This window comes from Enterococcus sp. AZ163 (assembly GCF_050498925.1).
Lineage (GTDB): Bacteria > Bacillota > Bacilli > Lactobacillales > Enterococcaceae > Enterococcus_A > Enterococcus_A ferrettii.
The window spans coordinates 3766188-3787853 of record NZ_JBIPAO010000001.1 but is presented as its reverse complement, the minus strand read 5'-3'; the positions used below and the strand labels follow the sequence as shown (position 1 = coordinate 3787853).

The following is a 21666-nucleotide window of genomic DNA, read 5'->3' as shown; positions in this document are numbered from 1 at the left end:
GGTTTTTTTGTTCTTAAAAAAAGTTAGCGCAAATTAAGATGTGTAAAAAGGTGTCTTTTTGAAAAATAAACAAAAAAATACGACCTGATAAAAGGTCGTATTGTGCTATTTAAAAATGTTAAGCAGGAACAATCCAGCGGCCGAAAATAGGCATAACATACCGATAATGCGTAAGAGTAATACTAAAGAAGAACTCTGTTTCCTTCGAGTACTGACTATGGATTTTTTAGCTGGCAGTAGCAGTGAAATAAGCAATGAGACCAATCCTATCACCACAATAGCAATTAAATGGAAAGGCTCGTTCATAGTGGAGGCAGTTTTTCCTAAAGTTTCTGGCAGACTAGGACGTTTAGCTTCCTTCAAGGGTTGGGTTCGTTCAATAGCCTTATAACTCGTTGCCAACTTTGGCATAGTATCGGCTGCTTGATCTAAGCCTTGATCTAACACCAGTTGATCGTCTTGAATCGACACCACTGGCTGAGCATCCTTTTTAGTCACAGCATAAAAATCTTCTGCCAACTGAATATCTTTGCCATCAATTGTGTGGCTTCCCTTAGGTAAAACTAGCTGATATTCGTATTCTTTAAAGGCCTTTTCAAGGAGGGCATTCCCAAATGGGTGACGGTAATATTCACCATCTTGATCAGACCAATCGCCGACTCCTAAAATAACTTCAATTAAACGAGTATTTCCACGCTTAGCTGTTGCAATATAATTGAAAGCACTGCTTGGACCTGAACCGGTTTTCAAGCCATCGACGCCTTCAATCCCATATTTAGCACCGGGTAAAGAATAATTATAGGTCTCAAAACTTTCTTCATATGGGGTGCCAGTCATCGTGGTAACGTTCGGTTTATTAGTAAATTCCAATACCTCAGGATGGTCATTCACCAAGTAAAAGACCATAGTAGCCAAATCACGGGCTGTAGAAATATTGCTGCCATAAGGATCAAATCCTGCTGGATTGTAAAGACCATCAAAGCTGGCAGCTGAAGCGCCGCTGCAATTATAGAAGGACGTTTGTTTCATTCCGATTTTTTGAGCTTTTGCATTCATGCTGCGAACAAAGGCCCCGGCATCATTTTCAGATATGGCATTTGCTAACATTACAGTGGCTACATTCGAAGATGGAACGGTGACCATCTTTAATAATTCTTTGACCGGATAATCAACACCTGCGACAATTTTACTATTACTAATAGCATAGAGCTGGCTGATAGCCTGATCATTTTCCGTGGCCTTAATAGTAGTATCCAACGTTAATTTACCTTCTTTTATTGCATCAAAAACAAGAAAAACGGTCATCATTTTTGAGATACTGGCAGGTTCTCTGGCCATATCAGGGTTTTCATTCCATAAAATTTGTCCATGTGTACCATCAATCACAATCGAAGCTTTAGGTTTATTAATTTCTAAGGCTTCTGTATATCCAGCCTGCTGTGTAATAGTAAAAATATCTTCTTCAGCAAAGGCTGGTGACGCCAAACTGGCTAAACCAACTAAAACGAGTAATGCTAAAACTTTTTTTATCACAGATTTGCTCCATTCCCTTAATTCTGTTTTTTTCTATTTTAGCATAAGTTGCCGCAACTTTTTTTGATAATTTCTAAAACAAGTAAACTATTTAGTGAAAAGAGTTGTACGCTGTCAGTAATCAGAGGCAAAATACTTGAAATATCTGGATTAAAAGGGGTTAGAATCTTTTTAAATTGGTAAAGTCGCTTGAAGCGCATCACGATTCCCGTTATAATAAGTAGGAATTTTTGAAGGGAAGTTGTAAAATGATTTATTTTGATAATAGTGCGACCACGAATATTTTTCCAGAAGCACTTGATACATATGTAAAAACCAGTCAACGGATTATAGGGAATCCTTCCAGTCTGCATGATCTGGGTACACAGGCGCAACGCCTATTGCAGCAGGCACGAAAGCAAACTGCTGAACTGTTGTCTGTTCAGACGAATGAGATTTATTTTACCAGCGGCGGTACGGAGGGAAACAATTGGGTTATTAAGGGTACTGCTTTAGCTAAAAAGGAATTTGGCAAGCATCTGATTATCTCCGGTGTGGAACATCCTGCTGTTAGTCGAGCAGCTCATCAATTGGAAACATTAGGTTTTGAAGTGAGTGTTGCGCCAGTGAACAAACAAGGTTTCGTTGAGGTTGATCAGCTGTCAGCTTTAATTCGTCCTGATACGATTCTTGTTTCAGTAATGGCGGTGAACAATGAAATGGGGGCTATCCAGCCGATTGGAGCTATCAGTGAGTTGTTGGATTTGTATCCGACAATCCATTTCCATGTGGATGCCGTCCAAGCAATTGGCAAGGTTGATCATTCGATCTGGCTAACTCCGCGAGTAGATTTTGCGACTTTCTCTGCTCATAAATTTCACGGCCCGCGGGGAGTAGGTTTCATTTATTGGAAAAATGGTAGAAAACTTGAGCCGTTGTTAGTCGGTGGTGGACAAGAAAGTGACCAGCGAAGTACTACGGAAAATGTTCCAGGAATTGTGGCTATGAGCAAAGCACTGCGTTTATACTTGGAAAAAATTGCGCAACGTCCCACACACACGGGAACTATTCGCAAGTATTTATTAGAAGCTTTAGCTAGTTATGAAAAGGTGACAATTTTTTCTGGTGATGACCAGTTCGCTCCACATATTCTTTGCTTTGGTGTAAAGGAAATTCGTGGAGAGGTAATGGTTCATGCCTTTGAGGAAAAGCAGATCTACCTTTCGACTACCAGTGCCTGTTCCAGTCGAAAAAAAGTAGAAAGCTCAACGTTGCATGCTATGCGAGTCCCCGAATACCAAGCAACTACAGCTGTACGGGTAAGCTTGGATGAGGCCAATACCATGGCTGAAGCAGAACAGTTTATGATTGTATTCAATCATTTATATGAGAAATTTGCAAAAATGAGTTAAGAGGTACTGCTTAAAAATTAGAATAACGAGGAGAATGATCGTGCAATATACAGAAATTATGGTTCGTTATGGCGAACTTTCCACTAAAGGAAAAAACCGTCGTAGTTTTATTATGCAATTGGCTCAAAATGTTCGGGGTGCGTCAGTTGATTTTCCAGCAATTAAGATTCATGCTGATCGTGATCGGATGCATTTGATTTTAAATGGGGAAGACAGCACACAGATAATTCCTAAATTGACAAAGGTTTTTGGTATCCAGACCTTTTCACCAAGTATCCGAGTAGAAAAAGACACGGTTGCTTTAAAGGCGACCACAGAGGAAATTATGGAAACTATCTATACGGGTAAGGAAACCTTTAAAGTAACTGCTAAACGCAGTGATCATTTCTTTGAATTAGATAGTCATGGTATTCAGCAATTTTTGGGTAAAGTTGTGGTGGACCGTTTTCCGAATATTAAGGTTCAAATGAAACACCCTGATATCAACCTGCGGGTAGAAATTCGTCGAGATGGCGCTTATTTATCCTATGAAACGATTAAGGGCGCGGGTGGTTTACCGGTAGGAAGCAGCGGCAAAGGCATGTTGATGCTTTCTGGAGGGATTGATTCACCAGTTGCTGGGTACTTATCTATGAAGCGAGGCGTAGAGATAGAAGCAGTCCATTTCGCTAGTCCCCCCTATACCAGTGATCAAGCTTTGCAAAAAGCCAAAGAATTAACCGAAAAACTGACTCCTTATGGCGGCAGCATCGAATTTATCGAGGTTCCCTTTACTGAGATTCAAGAAGAGATCAAGCAGCATACACCGCAGGGATATTGGATGACTTTAACTCGCCGGATGATGTTGCGGATCACCGATGCGATTCGTGAACTGCGCAACGGTTTGGTAATTATTAATGGGGAATCATTAGGACAGGTGGCTTCACAAACATTGCACAGCATGGTAGCAATTAACGAAGTAACCAGTACCCCAATTATTCGTCCAGTAGCAACAATGGACAAAACGGAAATTATTGAATTGGCTGAAAAAATTGACACTTTCGAATTAGCGATTCAACCCTTTGAAGATTGCTGCACAATTTTCGCTCCACCACAACCAAAAACTCGTCCTAAAATGGTTAAGGTTTTAGAATTGGAAAAACGCTTGGATATTGATGGGATGATGGCTCGCTGTTTGGAGGGGTTAAAAATCGAAGTCATTTCGGCAGCTCAAAGTGAAATACAAGTTGAGGAATTTGCTGATTTACTATAAACGAAAAAGCAGATGGTTTTTCTCTTTAGAAAAAATCATCTGCTTTTTTTTTAGTTTAATTGATGGACTTCAATTTCTCGTTGGATGTATTCATCAAATGTAGTGGGCTGTCGACCTAACAACCATGACAAGACATTAGCATTGCCAGCAATACCATAATCGCTGTAGGTTTTAGCTAATTCTTGGAAGGTCTTAACAAAATAGCTGTCGTATTTGGCAGTTGAGAAATAGTTAACAATCGTTTCAACTGGGACTTGCTGGCAATCAGCCGAACGACCAGTTAGTTGGTTGAATTTTTCCACCATATCGTTTGGAGACAAAAAGTCGGTTCCAACTAATTCATAGGTGGCATTGGCATGGCCAGGTTCTGATAAAACTTTTGCAGCAACTTCTGCCACATCCACAATGTCAACATAACCTAGTTTGGTAGTCTTAGTGTAGAAGCATTGATAAGCGTTTGAGGCCCAAACCATAGGAATAGAAAAATTATGCATGTAATGCATGGGCTGTAAAATTGTATAATTGAGATTGTCCGACAATCCTTTGTAAACTAAATGTTCTTCGGCCTTTAGTTTTTGAGTATGCTGCGGCAAAGTCGACATGTTAGGATGGGTAACTGTCATCATCACGAATTGCTGTATACCAGCTTGAACTGACGCATCTACAAAGCGATTGGCAATTTCTGCTTCGTCATAAATGAACATTGGCGGAATATAAAGTACTTTATCGCAACCTGATAAAGCCTTTTCCACGTCTGCTAATAATCGACCGTCACCAACAAAAGTTTCTGTGGCACCAATTTCTTTGAGCTCTTCTACTTTAGGATTAATATCGAAAGCCCGAATAGTTACTCCTCTTTTCGCTAATTCGGTGACGACTTGGCGTCCTACGCCTCCTGCTGCTCCTGTTACTAAAATCATTTGTCCATCTCTCCTTTTTAATTTATGAAAACCGTTCTTGAATTTACGCTATAATCAAACTAAGAGGTGAAAAAGCAGAATGAAAATAGAATACCTTCAATCATTTGTAACCTTGTCCAATACGTTAAATTATACGAAGGCTGCTGGAAGTCTGTATATTACTCAACCAACCTTGAGCCGTCACATCCAATTGTTAGAAACAGAGCTTGGTTGTTCATTGGTTGCTCGTAATACACGACAAGTTCAATTAACTGAAGAAGGTCGTATCTTTTTGAACTATGCAACGAACATGATCTTTGATTACAACCGCGCCACTCGGCAATTAAAGGAACTTCGTTATCAACCTGAACATCAATTGACAATTGGCTTCTTGCGAGGTGGAACAGACCATTATCTGCTACCAATGCTTCAGGCTTTTATCAACGATTATCCAGGATTCGAACTGCAACTCCAGGCTGGTACACATGATGAACTGGTGACAGAGCTTAGAGCAGGCAAGTTGGATTTGTGTATGACTATGGCAACTACCCTGATCGGTATCGAAAAAATTAAGCTGCATAAGGTAGGTGACTTAGCACTTGTGTTGGTGGTGCCAGACGATCATTTTTTGGCTCAGCATGAAACGGTGACCTTTGCTGATTTTGCCGAAGAATCCTATTTGTGTGTACAAAAGCAGCAGACTAAAGCTTGGTATGATTACATCATTAGTCTATTTCTTAGCCAAGGGTACTATCCGCTAGTCAATGACAGCTGTTCCAGTGTCAAAACGTTGTTGATGCAAATTGCTTTAGGTAAAGGAATCAGTGTCCTTACAGAAGGCTGCCGAAGCTCAGCACCTTCAAATATCCGATTGATTCCAATTGGAAATGTACCAACAATTCAAATGGTACTTGGCTATCGTGAGGATAATGAAAACCTCAGCCTGGATTTGTTCATCAGTTGGCTAAAGGAATATCTTCGTTAAGTATATGTGCAGATTTGAGGTTAGTGAAATAGAGAAAAGGCTGGATTTATGCAAGATGTGCATAGATGGAATGAATTTTAGATCAAATTTTTTCAACGATAAAAAAGGCTAAGAATTATAGGGAGATGATTCCTAATTATCCTGTTAAGCAAGAAAGATTCTGTTCTTTCTTGCTTTTTGCATTGTAACGAAGCAATATTCATGTTAGAATAAATATGTGAAAAAATTAACAAAGGAGACCTTCCATGGATCATTTAATTGAAAAACCCAAACTGTCAAAGGCTACGACAAAACGCTTGTCTTTGTATTTACGCAGCTTAAAGGAATTACAAAAAGAAGGCGTACAGCGAATCAAATCCTCGGAATTTAGCCAATTGACCCATGTAGGCTCCGCAACGATCCGTCGGGATTTTTCGCAGCTAGGAGAATTAGGGCGAAGTGGGTATGGCTATGACGTAAATTATTTGATCAGCGTCTTCAGCAGCATACTTGATACGATTGAAGAAAAAAGAATTGCGTTAATTGGTTGTGGAAATCTAGGTCAGGCTTTAGTAAACAACAACTTTCGCCGTAATGATAATCTGAATATTGTTTGCGCATTTGATAACGATCCTGAGAAAATTGGTTTAATCTTTAATGGTGTCGAGGTTTATTCTATGGATCGCTTAGATGGCGTTTTGAAAAAGAAAAAAGTAACGGTAGCAATTTCAACTGTGCCTAGTCATCAATCTCAGGCAGCTGTGGAAAAAATTGTAAACAATGGAGTCACAGCGATTTTAAGCTTTGCTCCAGATCCAATTAAAGTGCCAGAGGGAGTTACTGTTCACTATATTGATCTAACAACTGAGCTGCAGACTTTAATTTATTTTGACGAGTTGGCTCAATAACAATGGGGTAGGGCTTTACAACTAGGCGGCTTCATTGTACAATGACTCATACAAAGATCAAGAGGAGTACGATTTTTTCCTGTTATAGAGAGAGAATGATTGGTGGAACATTCTTACAGCAGAAATCGGAAGGTAGCTTGGGAGTATTGCTTTTTGAAAAAGTAGGAAAGCACGAGTCATGACCGTTAGTTCATGTTTGAGCGGCAGAAAAATTTCTGCAATTTAGGTGGTACCGCGTAGATTACGTCCTAAAACACACACGTGTTTTAGGACTTTTTTTCGTTTTACTGCTTATATACATACCATTAAGGAGGAAACAACATGTCTGAAAATTTAGCAACAAAATTTAACCCGCAAGAAGTTGAAGCAGGGCGTTATCAAAAATGGCTAGACGAAGATTTGTTCAAACCATCAGAAGACCAATCGGCTAAACCGTATTCAATCGTCATCCCACCTCCCAATGTAACCGGAAAACTACATTTGGGTCATGCTTGGGATACTACCTTGCAAGATATGATTATTCGTCAAAAACGAATGCAAGGTTACGATACGCTATGGTTGCCAGGAATGGATCACGCCGGAATTGCTACGCAAGCTAAAGTAGAAGAAAAGTTGCGTGAGCAAGGAATTTCCCGCTATGACTTAGGCCGTGAGAAATTTGTGGATCAGGTTTGGGAATGGAAAGAAGAATATGCTGGACACATCCGTGAGCAATGGAGCAAATTAGGTTTGTCCTTAGACTATAAACGGGAACGATTTACTTTAGATGAAGGACTCTCCGATGCGGTTCGTAAAGTATTTGTTTCTCTATACGAAAAAGAGCTGATTTACCGTGGGGAATACATTATCAATTGGGACCCGCAAGCGAAAACGGCCTTGTCAGATATCGAAGTAATCCACAAAGATGTTGAGGGAGCCTTCTATCATTTATCTTATCCATTGGCTGATGGCAGCGGTGCACTTGAGTTAGCAACTACTCGTCCTGAAACCATGTTGGGAGATACGGCAGTGGCAGTTCACCCAGAGGATGAACGTTATCAGGATTTCATTGGTAAAACTGTTATTCTACCTTTGATGGATAAAGAAATACCAGTTATTGCCGATGAGTACGTAGATCGTGAGTTTGGAACTGGTGTGGTAAAGATTACCCCCGCCCATGATCCTAATGACTTTGAAGTAGGAAATCGTCATGACTTGCCACGAGTAAATGTTATGAATGAAGATGGCAGTATGAATGACTTGGCTGGCAAATACACGGGCATGGATCGTTTCACAGCACGTAAAGCGATTGTCAGTGATCTGAAAGAAATGGGTCGATTGATCAAAATCGAAAAAATGGTTCACAGCGTGGGTCACTCTGAACGGACCGGCGTCGTAGTTGAACCTCGTTTATCTACTCAATGGTTTGTCAAGATGAAACCATTGGCTGATCAGGCGATTCAAAATCAAAATACCGATGATGCGGTGAATTTCTTTCCACCACGTTTTAATCAAACCTTCCTAAGCTGGATGGATAATGTTCATGATTGGGTAATTTCTCGTCAATTGTGGTGGGGGCATCGTATACCAGCTTGGTATAACAAGCAAACGGGTGAAATGTATGTTGGGATGGAAGCCCCTGCCGATGCTGAAAATTGGGAACAAGATCCAGATGTTTTGGATACTTGGTTTAGCTCTGCATTATGGCCGTTTTCAACTATGGGTTGGCCGGATACGGATAGTGCAGATTTCAAACGTTATTTCCCAACGAATACACTGGTAACTGGATATGACATTATTTTCTTCTGGGTAAGCCGGATGATTTTCCAAAGTCTGGAATTTACGAATGAACGACCATTTGAAAATGTCTTGATTCACGGACTGATTCGAGACGAACAAGGCCGTAAGATGAGTAAATCACTTGGTAACGGAATTGACCCGATGGATGTGATTGATCAATATGGTGCTGATGCGTTACGCTGGTTCTTATCAACTGGCTCTGCTCCCGGCCAAGATGTTCGTTTTAGTTATGAGAAAATGGATGCAGCTTGGAATTTTATTAACAAAATTTGGAATGCTTCTCGTTTTGTCATCATGAACATTGAAGACTTTACTATTGATAATATTGATTTGACTGGTGAAAAGACCGTAGCTGATCGCTGGATTTTAACGCGTCTAAACGAAACCATTGAAAAAGTAACTAAGTTGTTTGATCAATTTGAATTTGGTGAAGCTGGTCGTCAGTTGTATAACTTTATGTGGGATGATTTCTGTGACTGGTACATTGAGATGAGTAAGGAAATTTTATATGGTGAAGACGAAGCTGCTAAGAAGACTACAAAGAGTATTTTGATTCATGTATTGGATCAAACATTGCGTCTATTACATCCAATTATGCCGTTTGTAACAGAAACTATTTGGGAGAAATTACCTCATGAAGGTGATTCGATAGTAGTTGCTGCCTACCCAACGGTTGAGGCGGAGTACAACGACGAAAATGCAGCCAAAGGCATGGAAGTGTTGAAGGAATTGATTCGCTCAGTTCGAAACATTCGAGCGGAAGTGAACACACCACTATCTAAGCCAATCACTTTGTTAATCAAAACAAGTGATCTGGCAGTAAATGCTTTCTTATTGGAAAATACTAGCTATATTGAGCGCTTCTGTAATCCCGATGAATTGGTGATTGATAGTGAGATCACTGCACCAGATTTGGCGATGTCCGCAGTATTAACTGGTGCTGAAATTTATTTGCCATTGGCTGGCCTAATCAATATTGAAGAAGAAATTCAACGATTGGAAAAAGAATTGGCTAAATGGACTGGCGAAGTGAAACGAGTTCAAGGAAAACTTGCGAACGAACGTTTCGTTGCCAACGCACCAGAAAAAGTTGTTGAAGAAGAACGTGCTAAAGAAAAAGATTATCTAGAAAAGCAAACAGCCGTTAGTGAGCGAATTGAAAGCTTGCGAACCATTCAATAGGATTAAATGACTAGTCGAAGGACTAGTCATTTTTTCAATGGAAAGAAACTGCAAGTATTTTATAAGTATCTATCTTAGTGTTACAGTATATGTGGTGACCAGCTTCAAAACTGAACGAGTTTGCGAAGCCTTTCTTATTAACCAATATAAAACTCTGTTATACTAGTATCGAGGTGATCATCAGTGACAATTGAAGAGACAATCGACTGGATTCACAGTCGCAAGAAATTTGGTTCTCGCCCTGGATTGGAACGAGTTCAAGCATTATTAGATAAAGCCGGGAATCCTGAAAAGCAGGTTCCGGTCATTCACATAGCTGGTACTAATGGTAAAGGCTCTACTGTTGCATACTTGCGAAGTATGTTGGCAGCGGCAGGATTGACAGTTGGAAGTTTCACTTCGCCATACATCGAAGAATTTAATGAGCGAATTGCCATCAATGGTGAACCGATCGCCGATGATGAGCTGATTACTTGGGTGGAGCGTTTTCAGCCTTTAGTAGCAAATCTGGATGAACAGCCTGAAATCAACGGTATTACTGAATTTGAGGTTTTGACAGCTATGGCCTTAGATTATTTTCTTGATCAGCAGGTAGATGTGGCAATTGTTGAGGTTGGCTTAGGTGGGCTGCTGGATTCGACCAATGTTGTTGAACCAATCTTAACGGCTATTACCACTATTGGCTATGATCATACCGATATTTTAGGAGAAACCTTACCGGAAATTGCTCATCAGAAAGCTGGGATTATAAAAAATAAAATTCCAGTTGTTACTGGGAATATTCCAACAGAAGCTTTGACTGTAATCAAGGACAAGGCTGAATCTGAGCAGGCAGCGATCTATCAATATGACAAAGATTACCAGGTGAAATATTTGCAGCCAGATGGCAATTGGGGTGAGCGTTTTGACTTTACCTCAGAGAGCGGCCGCTTAAGTAAATTAAAGATCAGCCTACTAGGCCGCCATCAAATTGAAAATGCTGGAATTGCCATCATGCTTTACCAATTATATTGTCAGAAAAAGCACTTGCCCGTTGAAGAAAAAGCAATACGCAGTGGATTACTGGCTGCTCAATGGCCAGCACGAATGGAGAAAATCAGTGATGAACCGTTGATTATCTTAGATGGCGCTCATAACGATCATGCCGTCAAACGTTTGGTGGATAATATGAGGCGCGAATTTAGCCAATATACTATCCATATTCTATTTTCAGCCTTAGAAACGAAAGATGTAGACAGTATGCTGAAGGATTTACATAAAATCCCGCATGCACATATGTATATAACCACCTTTGATTATCCTAAAGCTCTGAATCTTAGTCAGTATGATGATCAGGAGACCGAACAGTTTTCGATTGTATCTTTATGGCAATTTGGCCTAGCGGAGATTTTGGAATCAATGGATGCTGAAGATTTACTATTAGTTACCGGTTCTTTGTACTTTGTTTCTGAGGTACGTCAATTATTATTAAATGTGGGAGGAAGCGATGAAAGAAATTAAGGGAGTAATTTTTGATATGGATGGCTTGATTTTTGATACGGAAGCGATCTATTATCAAGCACAACAGCAGGCGGCAGATCATTACGGGATTCCTTTTGACAAGGATTTGTATCGGGAATACATTGGGATTGCGGATGAGGAGGCTTGGGAAAGTCTGCATCAGCGTTTTGCGGAACATGGTAGGGAAACTGTGCAAAAGTTTATCGATGACAGCTGGGGGGATGCGCATAAAATTTTTCATTCCGGGGAAGTTGATTTAAAGCCAGGAGTATTGGAACTGTTGCAATTTTTGGAAGATCAGGAAATCCCCAAGATAGTGGCTTCTAGTAATGTACGTCCTGTAATTGAAATTTTACTGGAGCATGCCGGAATTCGAAATCAGTTTCAAGAAATTGTTTCGGCAGAAGATGTGAAGCTAGCTAAGCCAAATCCAGAGATTTTTAATATCGCTCGTCAGCATTTAGGAACTATTGCTGAGGAAACATTGGTGTTGGAAGATGCACAGCACGGCGTACAAGCGGCAATCAGTGCAGGTATTCCTGTAATTATGGTCCCGGATATGATCCAACCAGCAGAGGAATTATCGAAGCAAACAGCAGCAGTTTTATCAAGTTTACATGAAGTAATCGACTATATACAAAAATAAATTTGACTCCTTTGCGTATCTTATATAAAAGATGCAAAGGAGTTTTTACATGGAGAAATCATTATTATTGAAAGAATTACCGGCCAGTTCTTGGCCGCGGGAGCGTTTGTTGAAGGAAGGTGAAAAGCATTTGACAGATCAGGAGCTGCTGGCGATTATTCTAAGAAATGGTTCACGTTCTCAGCATGTCATGGATTTGGCCGGTTTGATTTTGATGGAGGTTCCTAATTTATACGACCTTAAACAATTATCCATTGAAGAGTTGATGAGCTTCAAAGGAATTGGTAAAACTAAAGCGATTGAATTAAAAGCGGTAATTGAGTTTGGTGCACGTATTCATCGGTCCACTCAACCAAAACTAGGACGGGTAAGTTCTAGTTTTGCTTTAGGCAATCATTTAGTCGAAGAATTGAAAGGATTACAACAGGAGCATTTGATTGCGATGTTTTTGAATACGAAAAATGAAATCATTCAGCAGAAAACGATTTTTGTCGGATCGTTAAACCAATCGATTGCACATCCAAGGGAAATTTTCCGTGAAGCTGTTCGAGTAAGTGCTGCTCGGATTGCTTTGGCTCATAATCATCCTAGTGGAAATCCTCAACCCTCCCGAAATGATCTAGATTTTACTGCACGAGTGAGAAAATGTGGAGAGATGATGGGAATTGAAGTATTGGACCATATCATTGTTGGCGAAAATGAGTATATCAGCTTACGAGAAGAAAATTACTGGGAGTAGTCAAATGGGAACCCTTGCATATTTTGCAGAACAAGTGGTAAACTATTTATGTAATTTTGTTTGTTGGAGTTGAACACTCGTCTCACCTCTGTCGTACGAGCAATGTTACAATTCATTAGGTGCTTTTCGCACGAGGAGGAAAAGATTCATGGAAAATGGAACAGTAAAATGGTTTAACGCAGAAAAAGGGTTTGGCTTCGTCACTCGCGAAGATGGTAGCGATGTATTCGTACATTTCTCAGCTATCCAAGGTGATGGATTTAAAACTCTAGAAGAAGGTCAAGCAGTAACTTTTGATGTTGAAGAAAGTGATCGCGGACCTCAAGCAACAAATGTAGTTAAACAATAATTCTGAATCCGAAAAGTCCTAAACTGCTGTTTAGGACTTTTTTGATAGTTCAACTATTTATTCATTTAACAAGGCTTGAAATTCATCGGTTACTTGATGATTTTCAGGAGTAGCGATAGCCAATACAGCTTTTCCGAGAACATATTGCCAGTAAACATTAAACAGATGTTCAGCGTATGGCTGTTGGAGCTGGTTGAAACTTTTCAGTGTGATCTCTTTAGACAACTGAAGAGTTGTGTTGTCCTGTAGAAAAAATCGATGAAACTCTTCAGGATAATCAGTAGAGTAGCTGATAATTGATCTAGTCAGTTGACTAAGTGTATGCGGTTCTTGATCTTCAAGAAAATCTTGATATTTATTCAATGTGCGTCTAACCATGAAAGCCCTCAAACTGGAAAGGTTCTCAAATTCACGATAGATTGGCTGTGGGGAACACTGCAGTCTTTCAGCGATGTTGCCAACGCGAAATTTTCCAAATCCTTCATCAATAATTAAGTTGTAGGTCTCTTCAATTATTTTTTCACGTTTTATTTTTGGTGTTCTCACCATAATTATCTTCCCCTAAATTGATTTAAAGACTCGCTACTCTTTTAAAATAACGAAAGTATTTAAATTATAGTTTTTCTAATCCTTATTGTGCAAATTATTCATACATTTGTCAATTGAAATTCCTAAATAAAGTATTCAAAATATCGTAAGAATATCGTTAGAATTAAGTATTTAGACTAATTTACCAAATATTTTATTTTTTTGAAAGAAAAATACTCAAAAAGGATAAAAACCAAAAAAAACATCTGCCCTTAAAAAGAGCAGATGCTTTAGATTTATTGGTCTGGGGTCATAATCATTGGAATGATCATTGGGTGACGCTCTGTTTGGTCAAACAGGAATGGCTGCAAAGCTGAAACCATTGCATCTTTGAGTTTAGATTCATTGCAGGCTTTGTCATTTAAAGCTTCCCGCAAAGCATGGAATAAAATGCGTTGGCCTTCACTAATCATGTCACCAGATTCACGCATGTATACAAAACCTCGTGACAAGATATCCGGACCAGCTAGGACTTCTTTTTTTGCAATATCGATAGTAGCAACTGCTAAGACCAAACCTTCTTCTGAAAGAATACGGCGATCACGTAATACAACATTTCCTATATCACCGATGCCGCTTCCATCTACGTAAACATCATGGGCATTAAAATGACCAGCTGGACGAGCGCTGTCAGCAGTCAGTGCCAGCATATCACCATTTTCCATGATGAAGCAATTTTCCTCTGGAACGCCAGTGTCTTGGGCTAAACCAGCATGAATTTTCAGCATGCGAAATTCTCCGTGAATTGGAACAAAATATTTAGGCTTCATTAAGCGCAACATTAATTTTTGTTCTTGCTGACTTCCGTGTCCGGAAGTATGAATATTATTCACTTTACCATGGATGACATTTGCACCTGCTTCAGACAGCAGGTTAATCAAATGATTTACACTGGTAGTATTACCAGGGATAGGTGAGCTGGAAAAAATCACCGTATCATCTGGCTGAATTTGAATTTGACGGTGAGTTCCGTTGGCAATGCGTGACAAAGCTGCCATTGGTTCACCTTGAGACCCGGTACACAGAATCATTAATTCGTTGGCAGGAATTCGATTGATCTCATGTGCATCAACAAAAGTTTCATCAGGAACAGTGATATAGCCTAAGTTGCGGCCATTAACAATCGCGTTCTCCATACTGCGGCCAAAGACAGCAATTTTACGTCCAGTTGCAACAGCTGCTTCAGCTGCTTGCTGCAGTCGAGAAATATTGGAAGCAAAGGTAGCAAAAATGATGCGGCCATCCACTTTTTCTACAATTCGCTGGATGGACATGCCAATTGTTTTTTCTGATTTAGTGAAGGTGGGAACTTCTGCATTTGTACTGTCAGACAATAAACAAAGAACGCCTTCTTCACCTAATTTTGCCATTTTGTGCAAATCGGCAGGTTGCCCTACAGGTGTGAAGTCAAATTTGAAATCGCCTGTTTCTACGATATTGCCAGAAGGTGTTTTAACTACCACACCTAAAGGATCAGGAATACTATGGGTTGTACGGAAGAAACTGACCGATGTCTTACGGAAACGAATAACTGTATCTTCATCAATTTCGTGAAGTTCAGCATCCCGCAACAGGCCATGCTCATCTAATTTGTTTTTAATTAGTGCAAGAGCTAATGCACCTGCATAGACTGGTATATTGGCTTGCTTCAGTAAATAGGGTACGCCCCCAATGTGGTCTTCGTGACCGTGGGTAATAACAACTGCTTTTACCTTATTGATATTTTGAATGACGTAACTGTAATCGGGAATCACGTAATCAATTCCTAAAAGATCATCTTCTGGGAACTTGATCCCAGCGTCGATGATGATAATTTCATCTTGGAACTGAACCCCATACATATTTTTCCCGATCTCGCCTAGTCCGCCAATGGCAAAAACGCCAGTTTCGTTGTTTTTCAGCGAGAGTTTCATATTAAAACTCCGTTAGCTTAAAGTCGGCATTTTCTTTTTCATAATTTAAGTGATTGCCGTCCAAAGCTTGAATATATTCAACGTTATATGGGGTATTGTCACGCATCAAGTTATGAACAGCTTCTTCACTCTCCGCCTCTACATAAAGAGAAAGAGTTTGCTCACGTTTTGGGTTACGCTCTTTGTTTTCTTGGTAATAAACTTTATAAATCATTACATAATCTCCTTTATCTGCTCTCGCAGTTTTTTCCACAACAAAATGAGGGGGCTGAGCCACCTGAAAATTTATGCTCGAATGTTAGTCAATCTAACATTGCGAGAGGAAGCCTCGACTTTGCTTCCTGAGCTTACAAGCATTTTCACCGTACGTTGTGTTGTGAGTACAACAATTATATGTAGTTTATCATAGAATAAGAGAGAAGTATAGAAACTAGGTAGCGGAAATCTCTTGTAGTTGAAAAATTTCAGAAAACTAAAGAAAAAGAGAAAAGAAATTCATGAGAAGTACGGGCAAACCATTTTAATTTATGCTATATTGGAGACATTACGGTATAGAAAGAGGCGAGATGAAATGAAGTTAATGTGGCGTTACACACTACGCTATAAAAAGCTTTTATTCTTTGATTTTATTAGTGTTTTTGGGTTTATTCTAATTGAGTTAGGATTGCCTACCATTTTGGCAATGATGATTGATCAGGGAATAAGCAATCAAGATTTTGATTATATCAAAAGAATGGGAATATTGATGGTTGTAATTACGGTAATTGGGATCATCATGAGCATATCACTGCGCTACTTTAGCTCGCAGATCACTTCGCGCATGGTAGCAGCTATTCGTGATGACTTGTATGCGAAGGTGCAGACATTTTCTCATACTGAGTATGAAAGCATTGGAGTCTCCTCTTTAATTACTAGAACCACCAATGACGCCTATCAAATCATGCTCTTTATGCAGAATATTTTAACGGCTGGGTTTATGACACCGATGATGTTTGGCATGAGCTTGTACTTGATTATTCGGACAAGTCCTAGTTTGGGAATTTATGTGCTGGGATCACTACCGGTCTTATTGTTGGCAGTTATATTGATTGCCAAATATTCGGAGCCTTTATCCAGCAAGCAGCAAAAGAATTTGGATAATATTAACAGTATTTTGCGGGAAAATCTTTCAGGTTTACGAGTTATCCGAGCTTTCGTAAACGAAAAATTTGAAGAAATGCGTTTTCGTAAGGTAAATAATGCATATACTGATAGCTCTAAGAGCCTATTTCATTTAATGGCGGTTGCTCAGCCAGGATTTTTCTTCCTATTTAATGTAGTGATGGTTTTGATTATTTGGAATGGAACTATTCAGATTGATAGTGGACAATTGGAAGTGGGAACGTTGATTGCCTTTATCGAATATATTTTTCATGCCTTGTTTTCATTCATGATGTTTGCGACTGTGTTTATGATGTATCCAAGGGCTAACGTTTCTGCGTTGCGGATTCAAGAAGTTTTTGACCGCGACCCTGAAATAAAAGATAATCCCGAAGGCATTGAAATGCCAGAACAAAAGGGCTACGTAGAATTTAAAAACGTGACCTTTGCTTATCCAGGACACTCTGAAAGTCCAGTTATTCGTAACGTCAGTTTTACTGCAAGTCCAGGAGAAACAGTCGCATTTATTGGTAGTACCGGTTCTGGGAAATCAACCTTGATTCAGTTGATCCCACGATTTTATGATGTAACTGAAGGACAGGTATTGGTAGACGGCGAAGATGTTCGGGCATACAAATTGAAGGATTTACGTGAAAAAATCGGTTATATCCCTCAAAAAGCCCAACTATTTACCGGAACGATTGCTGAAAATATGCGCTACGGTAAGGAAGATGCTACTCCAGCTGAAATGCGCGAAGCGGCGGACATTGCTCAAGCAACAGATTTTATTTCACAAAAGCCAGATGGCTATGATGAAATATTATCCGAAGGCGGAAGCAACTTCTCTGGTGGTCAAAAACAACGTTTAGCTATTGCTCGTGCGGTAATTCGTCGTCCAGAAATTTATATTTTTGATGACAGCTTTTCAGCTTTGGATTATCAAACAGATGCTAAACTACGTGCTCGTCTGAAAAAAGAAACGACGAAATCAACAGTGATGATTGTAGCCCAACGTGTAGGAACAATTATGCATGCTGACAAAATTATTGTTTTAAATGAAGGTGACGTAGTCGGTATTGGCACACACCGTGAATTACTTGAAACTTGTCCAATTTATTATGATATTGCAGCATCACAATTATCAGAGGAGGAATTAGCATGAAAAAAACCCTCTCTTCTTTAAAACGACTGATGCACTATGTAAATCCTTACAAAGGAACTTTCGTATTAACACTGATTTTAACAATAGTTACTTTAGTCATGAATACCTTAATGCCTTATATATCAGGACTGCCGACAACTGAAATTACTCGGAATATCCAACAAAATGAAGCAATTAACTTTGATTATGTTCTTAAATGTTTAGTTGCTATTTTAATTGTAGGGGTAGTCTACAGCGGTGCGCAATTGGGCAGCGGCTGGCTGATGGCTAACGTTGTCCAATCAGCTATGCGAGATTTACGGGAAGACATTGAAACGAAAATTAATCGTTTGCCAGTTTCTTATTTTGATCGTAATCAGCAGGGGAATATCCTCTCTCGTATCACTAACGATGTAGATGCTGTCAGTAATGCAATGCAGCAGGCGATCATCAAATTGGTCAATGCAGTATTGGGTATTATCTTTGCAGTTAGTATGATGTTTTATATTAACCCAATGATGGCGGTTATCTCGATGGTTATGATTCCTGCCTCATTGTGGATTTCAAAAAAAATTGTTCATATCTCTCAAAAGGACTTCCAGTCGATGCAAAATGCTTTGGGGGATATGAATGGTTATGTGCAAGAAAACATGACAGGCTTTAGTGTATTGAAATTGTATGGCCGTGAAGAAGAAACCTTGGAAGGGTTTAAAAAAGTCAATCATACTTTACGGCGTTATGGTTTCCGGGCGGCCTTTGTTTCTAGTTTGATGCAGCCGTTAGTTCAATTAACTGCTTATGCGACTTATATTGTTATTGCCGTATTAGGAAGCTGGAATGTTATTGCAGGTGTGATTTTGGTAGGTCAACTGCAAGCTTTTATCCAATATATTTGGCAAGTAAGTCAGCCAATGGGTGAAATTACCCAGCTGTCATCAATGATTCAAAGTGCCTCAGCTTCAGCAAAACGAGTATTTGAGATTTTGGATGAAGCAGAAGAAAGAGAAAACAAAGTAGATGAGCAACTTCCTGAACCAGTTCATGGCAATGTTGTCTTTGACCACGTGAAGTTCAGTTATGATTCGAAAAAACCATTGATTGAAGACTTGAGCTTTGAAGTCAAAGCTGGGGAGACTGTAGCAATTGTTGGGCCTACAGGTGCCGGCAAGACGACGCTAATCAATCTTTTAATGCGCTTTTACGATATTGACAGCGGAGGGATTCTGATTGATGGAGTAAACACCCAAGATATGAATCGTTCAGATGTTCGGTCACTTTTTGGCATGGTACTGCAAGATGCTTGGCTGTATGAAGGATCAATTGCTGATAATATTCGTTTTGGACGTTTAGAAGCTACTGATTATGAAGTGGTCGATGCTGCTAAAACGGCGAATGTAGATCACTTTATTCGTACAATGCCTGGTGGATATGAAATGACTATTAACTCTGAAGGTGACAATGTCTCCTTAGGACAGAAGCAATTACTAACCATTGCTCGGGCGGTTATCTCTGATCCGAAAATCTTGATTCTTGATGAGGCAACCAGTTCAGTGGACACTCGATTGGAAGGCTTGATTCAAAAGGCAATGGATCGCGTGATGCAGGGCAGAACCAGCTTCGTAATTGCTCACCGATTGTCAACAATCCGCGATGCAGATTTGATTTTAGTTATGAAAAACGGCTCGATTATCGAACACGGAACACATAATAGTTTACTAGAAAAAGGCGGCTTTTATGAGCAGTTGTACAATAGTCAATTTGCTGAAGATGCTGAATAAATAAAAAAGTGGCTCGAAATGTCAATTGGCGTTTCGAGTCACTTTTTTATAGCTCTATCAAGTAAACCAGGGAGAAATTTTGCCAATAATAGAAAACGGATTTGAACTCGACCCTTTTTTATGTTTATCTTATATAGAAGAGCATTTGACAGGTGTTTCGTAAGCGAATACACTGAACTTATTCTAGGAAGAGGGTTTGTATATGAAATTTTGCACGTTTCGCCAGAAAGATGTAGAGCAAGTCGGCATAGTTTCGTCAGACAATCGGGCTGTTTATGCGTTAAAGGAATTAAACACCACTATCAATAAAATGGAAGAATTGATTGAAAACTATACGGCTTTAAAAGAAGAAATTTTAACAAATCGTGATCAATTGACACCAATTCCTTTAGACCAAGTGGAGTTACTCGCACCAATTCCTCATCCAAAGCATGATGTACTTTGTGTCGGCTTAAATTATCAGCTGCATGCCTTGGAGTCTGCTAAATTTGCTGGTAGAGAATATCAAAAACCAGAGCATCCGGTATATTTTTCTAAACGTGTGAATCAAGCGGTAGGCCCAAATGGTAGGATTCCTGCTCATGCAAACATTACAGAAAAATTGGATTATGAAGTAGAATTGGCAGTAATTATGGGCAAAACATGTTCCAAATTAGCACCAGAAGAAGTGTTTGATGCAATTTTTGGCTATACTATCGCCAATGATGTCTCTGCTAGAGATATTCAAATGGCTTACGGTCAATATACGTTTGGAAAAGGATTAGACGGTTTTGCACCAATGGGTCCCTGGATTGCTACCAAAGATGAATTTCCTGAGCCACCTCATTTGAATTTGAAAACGTACGTTAATGGAGAGTTGCGACAAGATAGCAATACCTCTGATTTAATATTTGATTTACCTTATATGATCAGTGAATTATCACAGGGTATGACCCTAGAGACAGGGGATATTTTAATGACCGGAACACCAGCGGGAGTTGGGATGGGCTTTATTCCGCCTAGATTTTTAAAGGCTGGAGATGAAGTAATTTGTGAAGTTGAAGGCATCGGACAATTAAGAAATACTGTTGGATAAGAAAGAGGTATAAAAAATGACACAATTTATAGCAGGCAGTGCTGATATATACGGGGATGTTACGATTGGCAAAGGTTCAACAATCTGGTTTCAGTCAGTGATTAGAGGAGACAGCAACTCGATAAAAATTGGCGAGATCACTAACATTCAAGATGGTACAGTTGTCCATGTGGACCATGATGCATCAGTTGTTATTGGGGATTACGTGACCGTGGGACATGGCTGTATTATACATGGATGCACAATTCATTCAGGAGCCTTGATCGGTATGGGAAGTACCGTCCTAAATTACGCAGAAATTGGGGAAAATAGTCTAATTGGTGCCGGATCATTAGTTACTGAACACACAATAATTCCACCAAATTCCTTAGCTTTTGGTTCACCAGCGCGTGTAGTTCGTGAGCTAACACCTGAGGAAATTGATAAAAATCGTCAAAATGCTCTGCACTATCAAGAACAGGGAAATGCTTATTTAGCACGACAGTTCTCTGCTTATTCAGGTGACATGTAATGAATGAGGATGGATTTCTTCAATTGTACTGCGAACTGCAAAAAATCTTTTCTGAAGAAGATTTGCAGGAGTTATTAATCTATCCTGATGATCAGCAACGTTTTTTAGTTTTCCATGAGAAGGGCATGTATGTATTAGAGAATACAGTCAAAAAACCTTTTCGCTATTATCCAACTAGTTTGTTGAAGCCTTGCAGTGTCTATTCCTGCGGGGGGAGCTTTCAATTGGTCATCGAGACAATTGGCGGACATACATTTAAACTCCTATTTGAAGAGCAGTCTAAAGCTTATCAGGTAATGATTGCCTTAATGGAAATTATGATCTGATGGACACTTTAATGTATCTTTTTTTGAATAATTGATATAATTAAAAAAAAGG

At 39.5% G+C, this 21666-nt stretch carries 19 protein-coding genes and 1 other annotated feature; of the genes, 14 read left to right on the top strand and 5 right to left on the bottom strand.

Features of this window, described 5'->3' with window-relative positions; translation table 11 throughout:
* Positions 1 to 105: 105 nt before the first annotated feature.
* Positions 106 to 1533 carry a DUF1958 domain-containing protein gene (locus IGI46_RS18265; RefSeq protein WP_429964319.1) on the bottom strand — a complete coding sequence of 476 codons (1428 nt, stop codon included), beginning with the start codon at positions 1531 to 1533 and terminating at the stop codon, positions 106 to 108.
* Between the two features lie 248 nt (positions 1534 to 1781).
* Between IGI46_RS18265 and IGI46_RS18260 the strand changes: the two genes are divergently transcribed.
* Positions 1782 to 2924 (top strand): cysteine desulfurase family protein, encoded by a 1143-nt coding sequence (locus IGI46_RS18260; RefSeq protein ID WP_429964318.1) that lies wholly within the window; start codon positions 1782 to 1784, stop codon positions 2922 to 2924.
* A 40-nt stretch (positions 2925 to 2964) separates the two neighbouring features.
* Positions 2965 to 4176: a tRNA uracil 4-sulfurtransferase ThiI gene (gene thiI / locus IGI46_RS18255; protein ID WP_429973932.1), complete on the top strand. Its 1212-nt coding sequence runs from the start codon at positions 2965 to 2967 to the stop codon at positions 4174 to 4176.
* Positions 4177 to 4226: 50 nt separating this feature from the next.
* Here the strand turns inward: thiI and IGI46_RS18250 are convergent, their stop codons facing one another.
* Positions 4227 to 5096, bottom strand: a complete 870-nt coding sequence (locus IGI46_RS18250; RefSeq protein ID WP_429973931.1) for an SDR family oxidoreductase — start codon at positions 5094 to 5096, stop codon at positions 4227 to 4229.
* A gap of 79 nt (positions 5097 to 5175) precedes the next feature.
* On the opposite strand from IGI46_RS18250, the gene IGI46_RS18245 reads away from it, so the two are divergent.
* The 7 genes from IGI46_RS18245 to IGI46_RS18215 all read left to right on the top strand — a co-directional run bounded on the left by IGI46_RS18245 (position 5176) and on the right by IGI46_RS18215 (position 13142).
* Positions 5176 to 6060: a LysR family transcriptional regulator gene (locus IGI46_RS18245; RefSeq protein ID WP_429964315.1), complete on the top strand. Its 885-nt coding sequence runs from the start codon at positions 5176 to 5178 to the stop codon at positions 6058 to 6060.
* Between the two features lie 245 nt (positions 6061 to 6305).
* Positions 6306 to 6947, top strand: a complete 642-nt coding sequence (locus IGI46_RS18240; RefSeq protein ID WP_429973930.1) for a redox-sensing transcriptional repressor Rex — start codon at positions 6306 to 6308, stop codon at positions 6945 to 6947.
* Positions 6948 to 6991: 44 nt separating this feature from the next.
* Positions 6992 to 7201 (top strand) — a binding site (T-box leader).
* 67 nt (positions 7202 to 7268) lie between these two features.
* Positions 7269 to 9908 (top strand): valine--tRNA ligase, encoded by a 2640-nt coding sequence (locus IGI46_RS18235; protein WP_429964314.1) that lies wholly within the window; start codon positions 7269 to 7271, stop codon positions 9906 to 9908.
* Positions 9909 to 10091: 183 nt separating this feature from the next.
* Complete coding sequence (locus tag IGI46_RS18230) at positions 10092 to 11408, top strand: bifunctional folylpolyglutamate synthase/dihydrofolate synthase (protein WP_429964313.1); 1317 nt, start codon at positions 10092 to 10094, stop codon at positions 11406 to 11408.
* Positions 11395 to 12054: an HAD family hydrolase gene (locus tag IGI46_RS18225; protein WP_429964312.1), complete on the top strand. Its 660-nt coding sequence runs from the start codon at positions 11395 to 11397 to the stop codon at positions 12052 to 12054. The genes IGI46_RS18230 and IGI46_RS18225 overlap by 14 nt, the downstream gene beginning before the upstream one ends.
* Before the next feature lie 49 nt (positions 12055 to 12103).
* Positions 12104 to 12793 (top strand): RadC family protein, encoded by a 690-nt coding sequence (gene radC, locus IGI46_RS18220; RefSeq protein WP_207700955.1) that lies wholly within the window; start codon positions 12104 to 12106, stop codon positions 12791 to 12793.
* A gap of 148 nt (positions 12794 to 12941) precedes the next feature.
* Positions 12942 to 13142 carry a cold-shock protein gene (locus tag IGI46_RS18215; RefSeq protein ID WP_207674701.1) on the top strand — a complete coding sequence of 67 codons (201 nt, stop codon included), beginning with the start codon at positions 12942 to 12944 and terminating at the stop codon, positions 13140 to 13142.
* 57 nt (positions 13143 to 13199) lie between these two features.
* On the opposite strand, the gene IGI46_RS18210 is transcribed toward IGI46_RS18215, so the two are convergent.
* The 3 genes from IGI46_RS18210 to IGI46_RS18200 form a co-directional block, all read right to left on the bottom strand.
* Positions 13200 to 13691 carry a TetR/AcrR family transcriptional regulator gene (locus IGI46_RS18210; protein ID WP_429973929.1) on the bottom strand — a complete coding sequence of 164 codons (492 nt, stop codon included), beginning with the start codon at positions 13689 to 13691 and terminating at the stop codon, positions 13200 to 13202.
* Between the two features lie 275 nt (positions 13692 to 13966).
* Positions 13967 to 15643, bottom strand: a complete 1677-nt coding sequence (gene rnjA / locus IGI46_RS18205) for a ribonuclease J1 (RefSeq protein WP_207700957.1) — start codon at positions 15641 to 15643, stop codon at positions 13967 to 13969.
* Between the two features lies 1 nt (position 15644).
* Positions 15645 to 15857 carry a DNA-directed RNA polymerase subunit epsilon gene (locus tag IGI46_RS18200; RefSeq protein WP_207700958.1) on the bottom strand — a complete coding sequence of 71 codons (213 nt, stop codon included), beginning with the start codon at positions 15855 to 15857 and terminating at the stop codon, positions 15645 to 15647.
* Positions 15858 to 16214: 357 nt separating this feature from the next.
* Between IGI46_RS18200 and IGI46_RS18195 the strand changes: the two genes are divergently transcribed.
* The 5 genes from IGI46_RS18195 to IGI46_RS18175 all read left to right on the top strand — a co-directional run bounded on the left by IGI46_RS18195 (position 16215) and on the right by IGI46_RS18175 (position 21614).
* The gene (locus IGI46_RS18195) at positions 16215 to 17945 is read left to right on the top strand and encodes an ABC transporter ATP-binding protein (protein WP_207700959.1); all 1731 of its coding nucleotides are present in this window, start codon (positions 16215 to 16217) and stop codon (positions 17943 to 17945) included.
* Positions 17942 to 19702 (top strand): ABC transporter ATP-binding protein, encoded by a 1761-nt coding sequence (locus IGI46_RS18190; protein ID WP_429964311.1) that lies wholly within the window; start codon positions 17942 to 17944, stop codon positions 19700 to 19702. Before IGI46_RS18195 ends, IGI46_RS18190 begins: the two co-directional genes overlap by 4 nt.
* 202 nt (positions 19703 to 19904) lie before the next feature.
* Positions 19905 to 20777, top strand: a complete 873-nt coding sequence (locus IGI46_RS18185; protein ID WP_429973928.1) for a fumarylacetoacetate hydrolase family protein — start codon at positions 19905 to 19907, stop codon at positions 20775 to 20777.
* Between the two features lie 16 nt (positions 20778 to 20793).
* Positions 20794 to 21288, top strand: coding sequence for a gamma carbonic anhydrase family protein (locus IGI46_RS18180; RefSeq protein ID WP_429964309.1), 495 nt, complete (start codon positions 20794 to 20796; stop codon positions 21286 to 21288).
* Positions 21288 to 21614 carry a hypothetical protein gene (locus tag IGI46_RS18175; RefSeq protein WP_207700963.1) on the top strand — a complete coding sequence of 109 codons (327 nt, stop codon included), beginning with the start codon at positions 21288 to 21290 and terminating at the stop codon, positions 21612 to 21614. The genes IGI46_RS18180 and IGI46_RS18175 overlap by 1 nt, the downstream gene beginning before the upstream one ends.
* Positions 21615 to 21666 lie beyond the last annotated feature (52 nt).

Coding starts and splice junctions, on each gene's coding strand:
- IGI46_RS18260 (WP_429964318.1), top strand. CDS start 1,782: ATGATTTATTTTGATAATAGTGCGACCACGAATATTTTTCCAGAAGCA.
- IGI46_RS18250 (WP_429973931.1), bottom strand. CDS start 5,096: ATGATTTTAGTAACAGGAGCAGCAGGAGGCGTAGGACGCCAAGTCGTC.
- IGI46_RS18245 (WP_429964315.1), top strand. CDS start 5,176: ATGAAAATAGAATACCTTCAATCATTTGTAACCTTGTCCAATACGTTA.
- IGI46_RS18240 (WP_429973930.1), top strand. CDS start 6,306: ATGGATCATTTAATTGAAAAACCCAAACTGTCAAAGGCTACGACAAAA.
- IGI46_RS18235 (WP_429964314.1), top strand. CDS start 7,269: ATGTCTGAAAATTTAGCAACAAAATTTAACCCGCAAGAAGTTGAAGCA.
- IGI46_RS18225 (WP_429964312.1), top strand. CDS start 11,395: ATGAAAGAAATTAAGGGAGTAATTTTTGATATGGATGGCTTGATTTTT.
- radC (WP_207700955.1), top strand. CDS start 12,104: ATGGAGAAATCATTATTATTGAAAGAATTACCGGCCAGTTCTTGGCCG.
- IGI46_RS18215 (WP_207674701.1), top strand. CDS start 12,942: ATGGAAAATGGAACAGTAAAATGGTTTAACGCAGAAAAAGGGTTTGGC.
- IGI46_RS18210 (WP_429973929.1), bottom strand. CDS start 13,691: ATGGTGAGAACACCAAAAATAAAACGTGAAAAAATAATTGAAGAGACC.
- rnjA (WP_207700957.1), bottom strand. CDS start 15,643: ATGAAACTCTCGCTGAAAAACAACGAAACTGGCGTTTTTGCCATTGGC.
- IGI46_RS18200 (WP_207700958.1), bottom strand. CDS start 15,857: ATGATTTATAAAGTTTATTACCAAGAAAACAAAGAGCGTAACCCAAAA.
- IGI46_RS18195 (WP_207700959.1), top strand. CDS start 16,215: ATGAAGTTAATGTGGCGTTACACACTACGCTATAAAAAGCTTTTATTC.
- IGI46_RS18190 (WP_429964311.1), top strand. CDS start 17,942: ATGAAAAAAACCCTCTCTTCTTTAAAACGACTGATGCACTATGTAAAT.
- IGI46_RS18185 (WP_429973928.1), top strand. CDS start 19,905: ATGAAATTTTGCACGTTTCGCCAGAAAGATGTAGAGCAAGTCGGCATA.
- IGI46_RS18180 (WP_429964309.1), top strand. CDS start 20,794: ATGACACAATTTATAGCAGGCAGTGCTGATATATACGGGGATGTTACG.
- IGI46_RS18175 (WP_207700963.1), top strand. CDS start 21,288: ATGAATGAGGATGGATTTCTTCAATTGTACTGCGAACTGCAAAAAATC.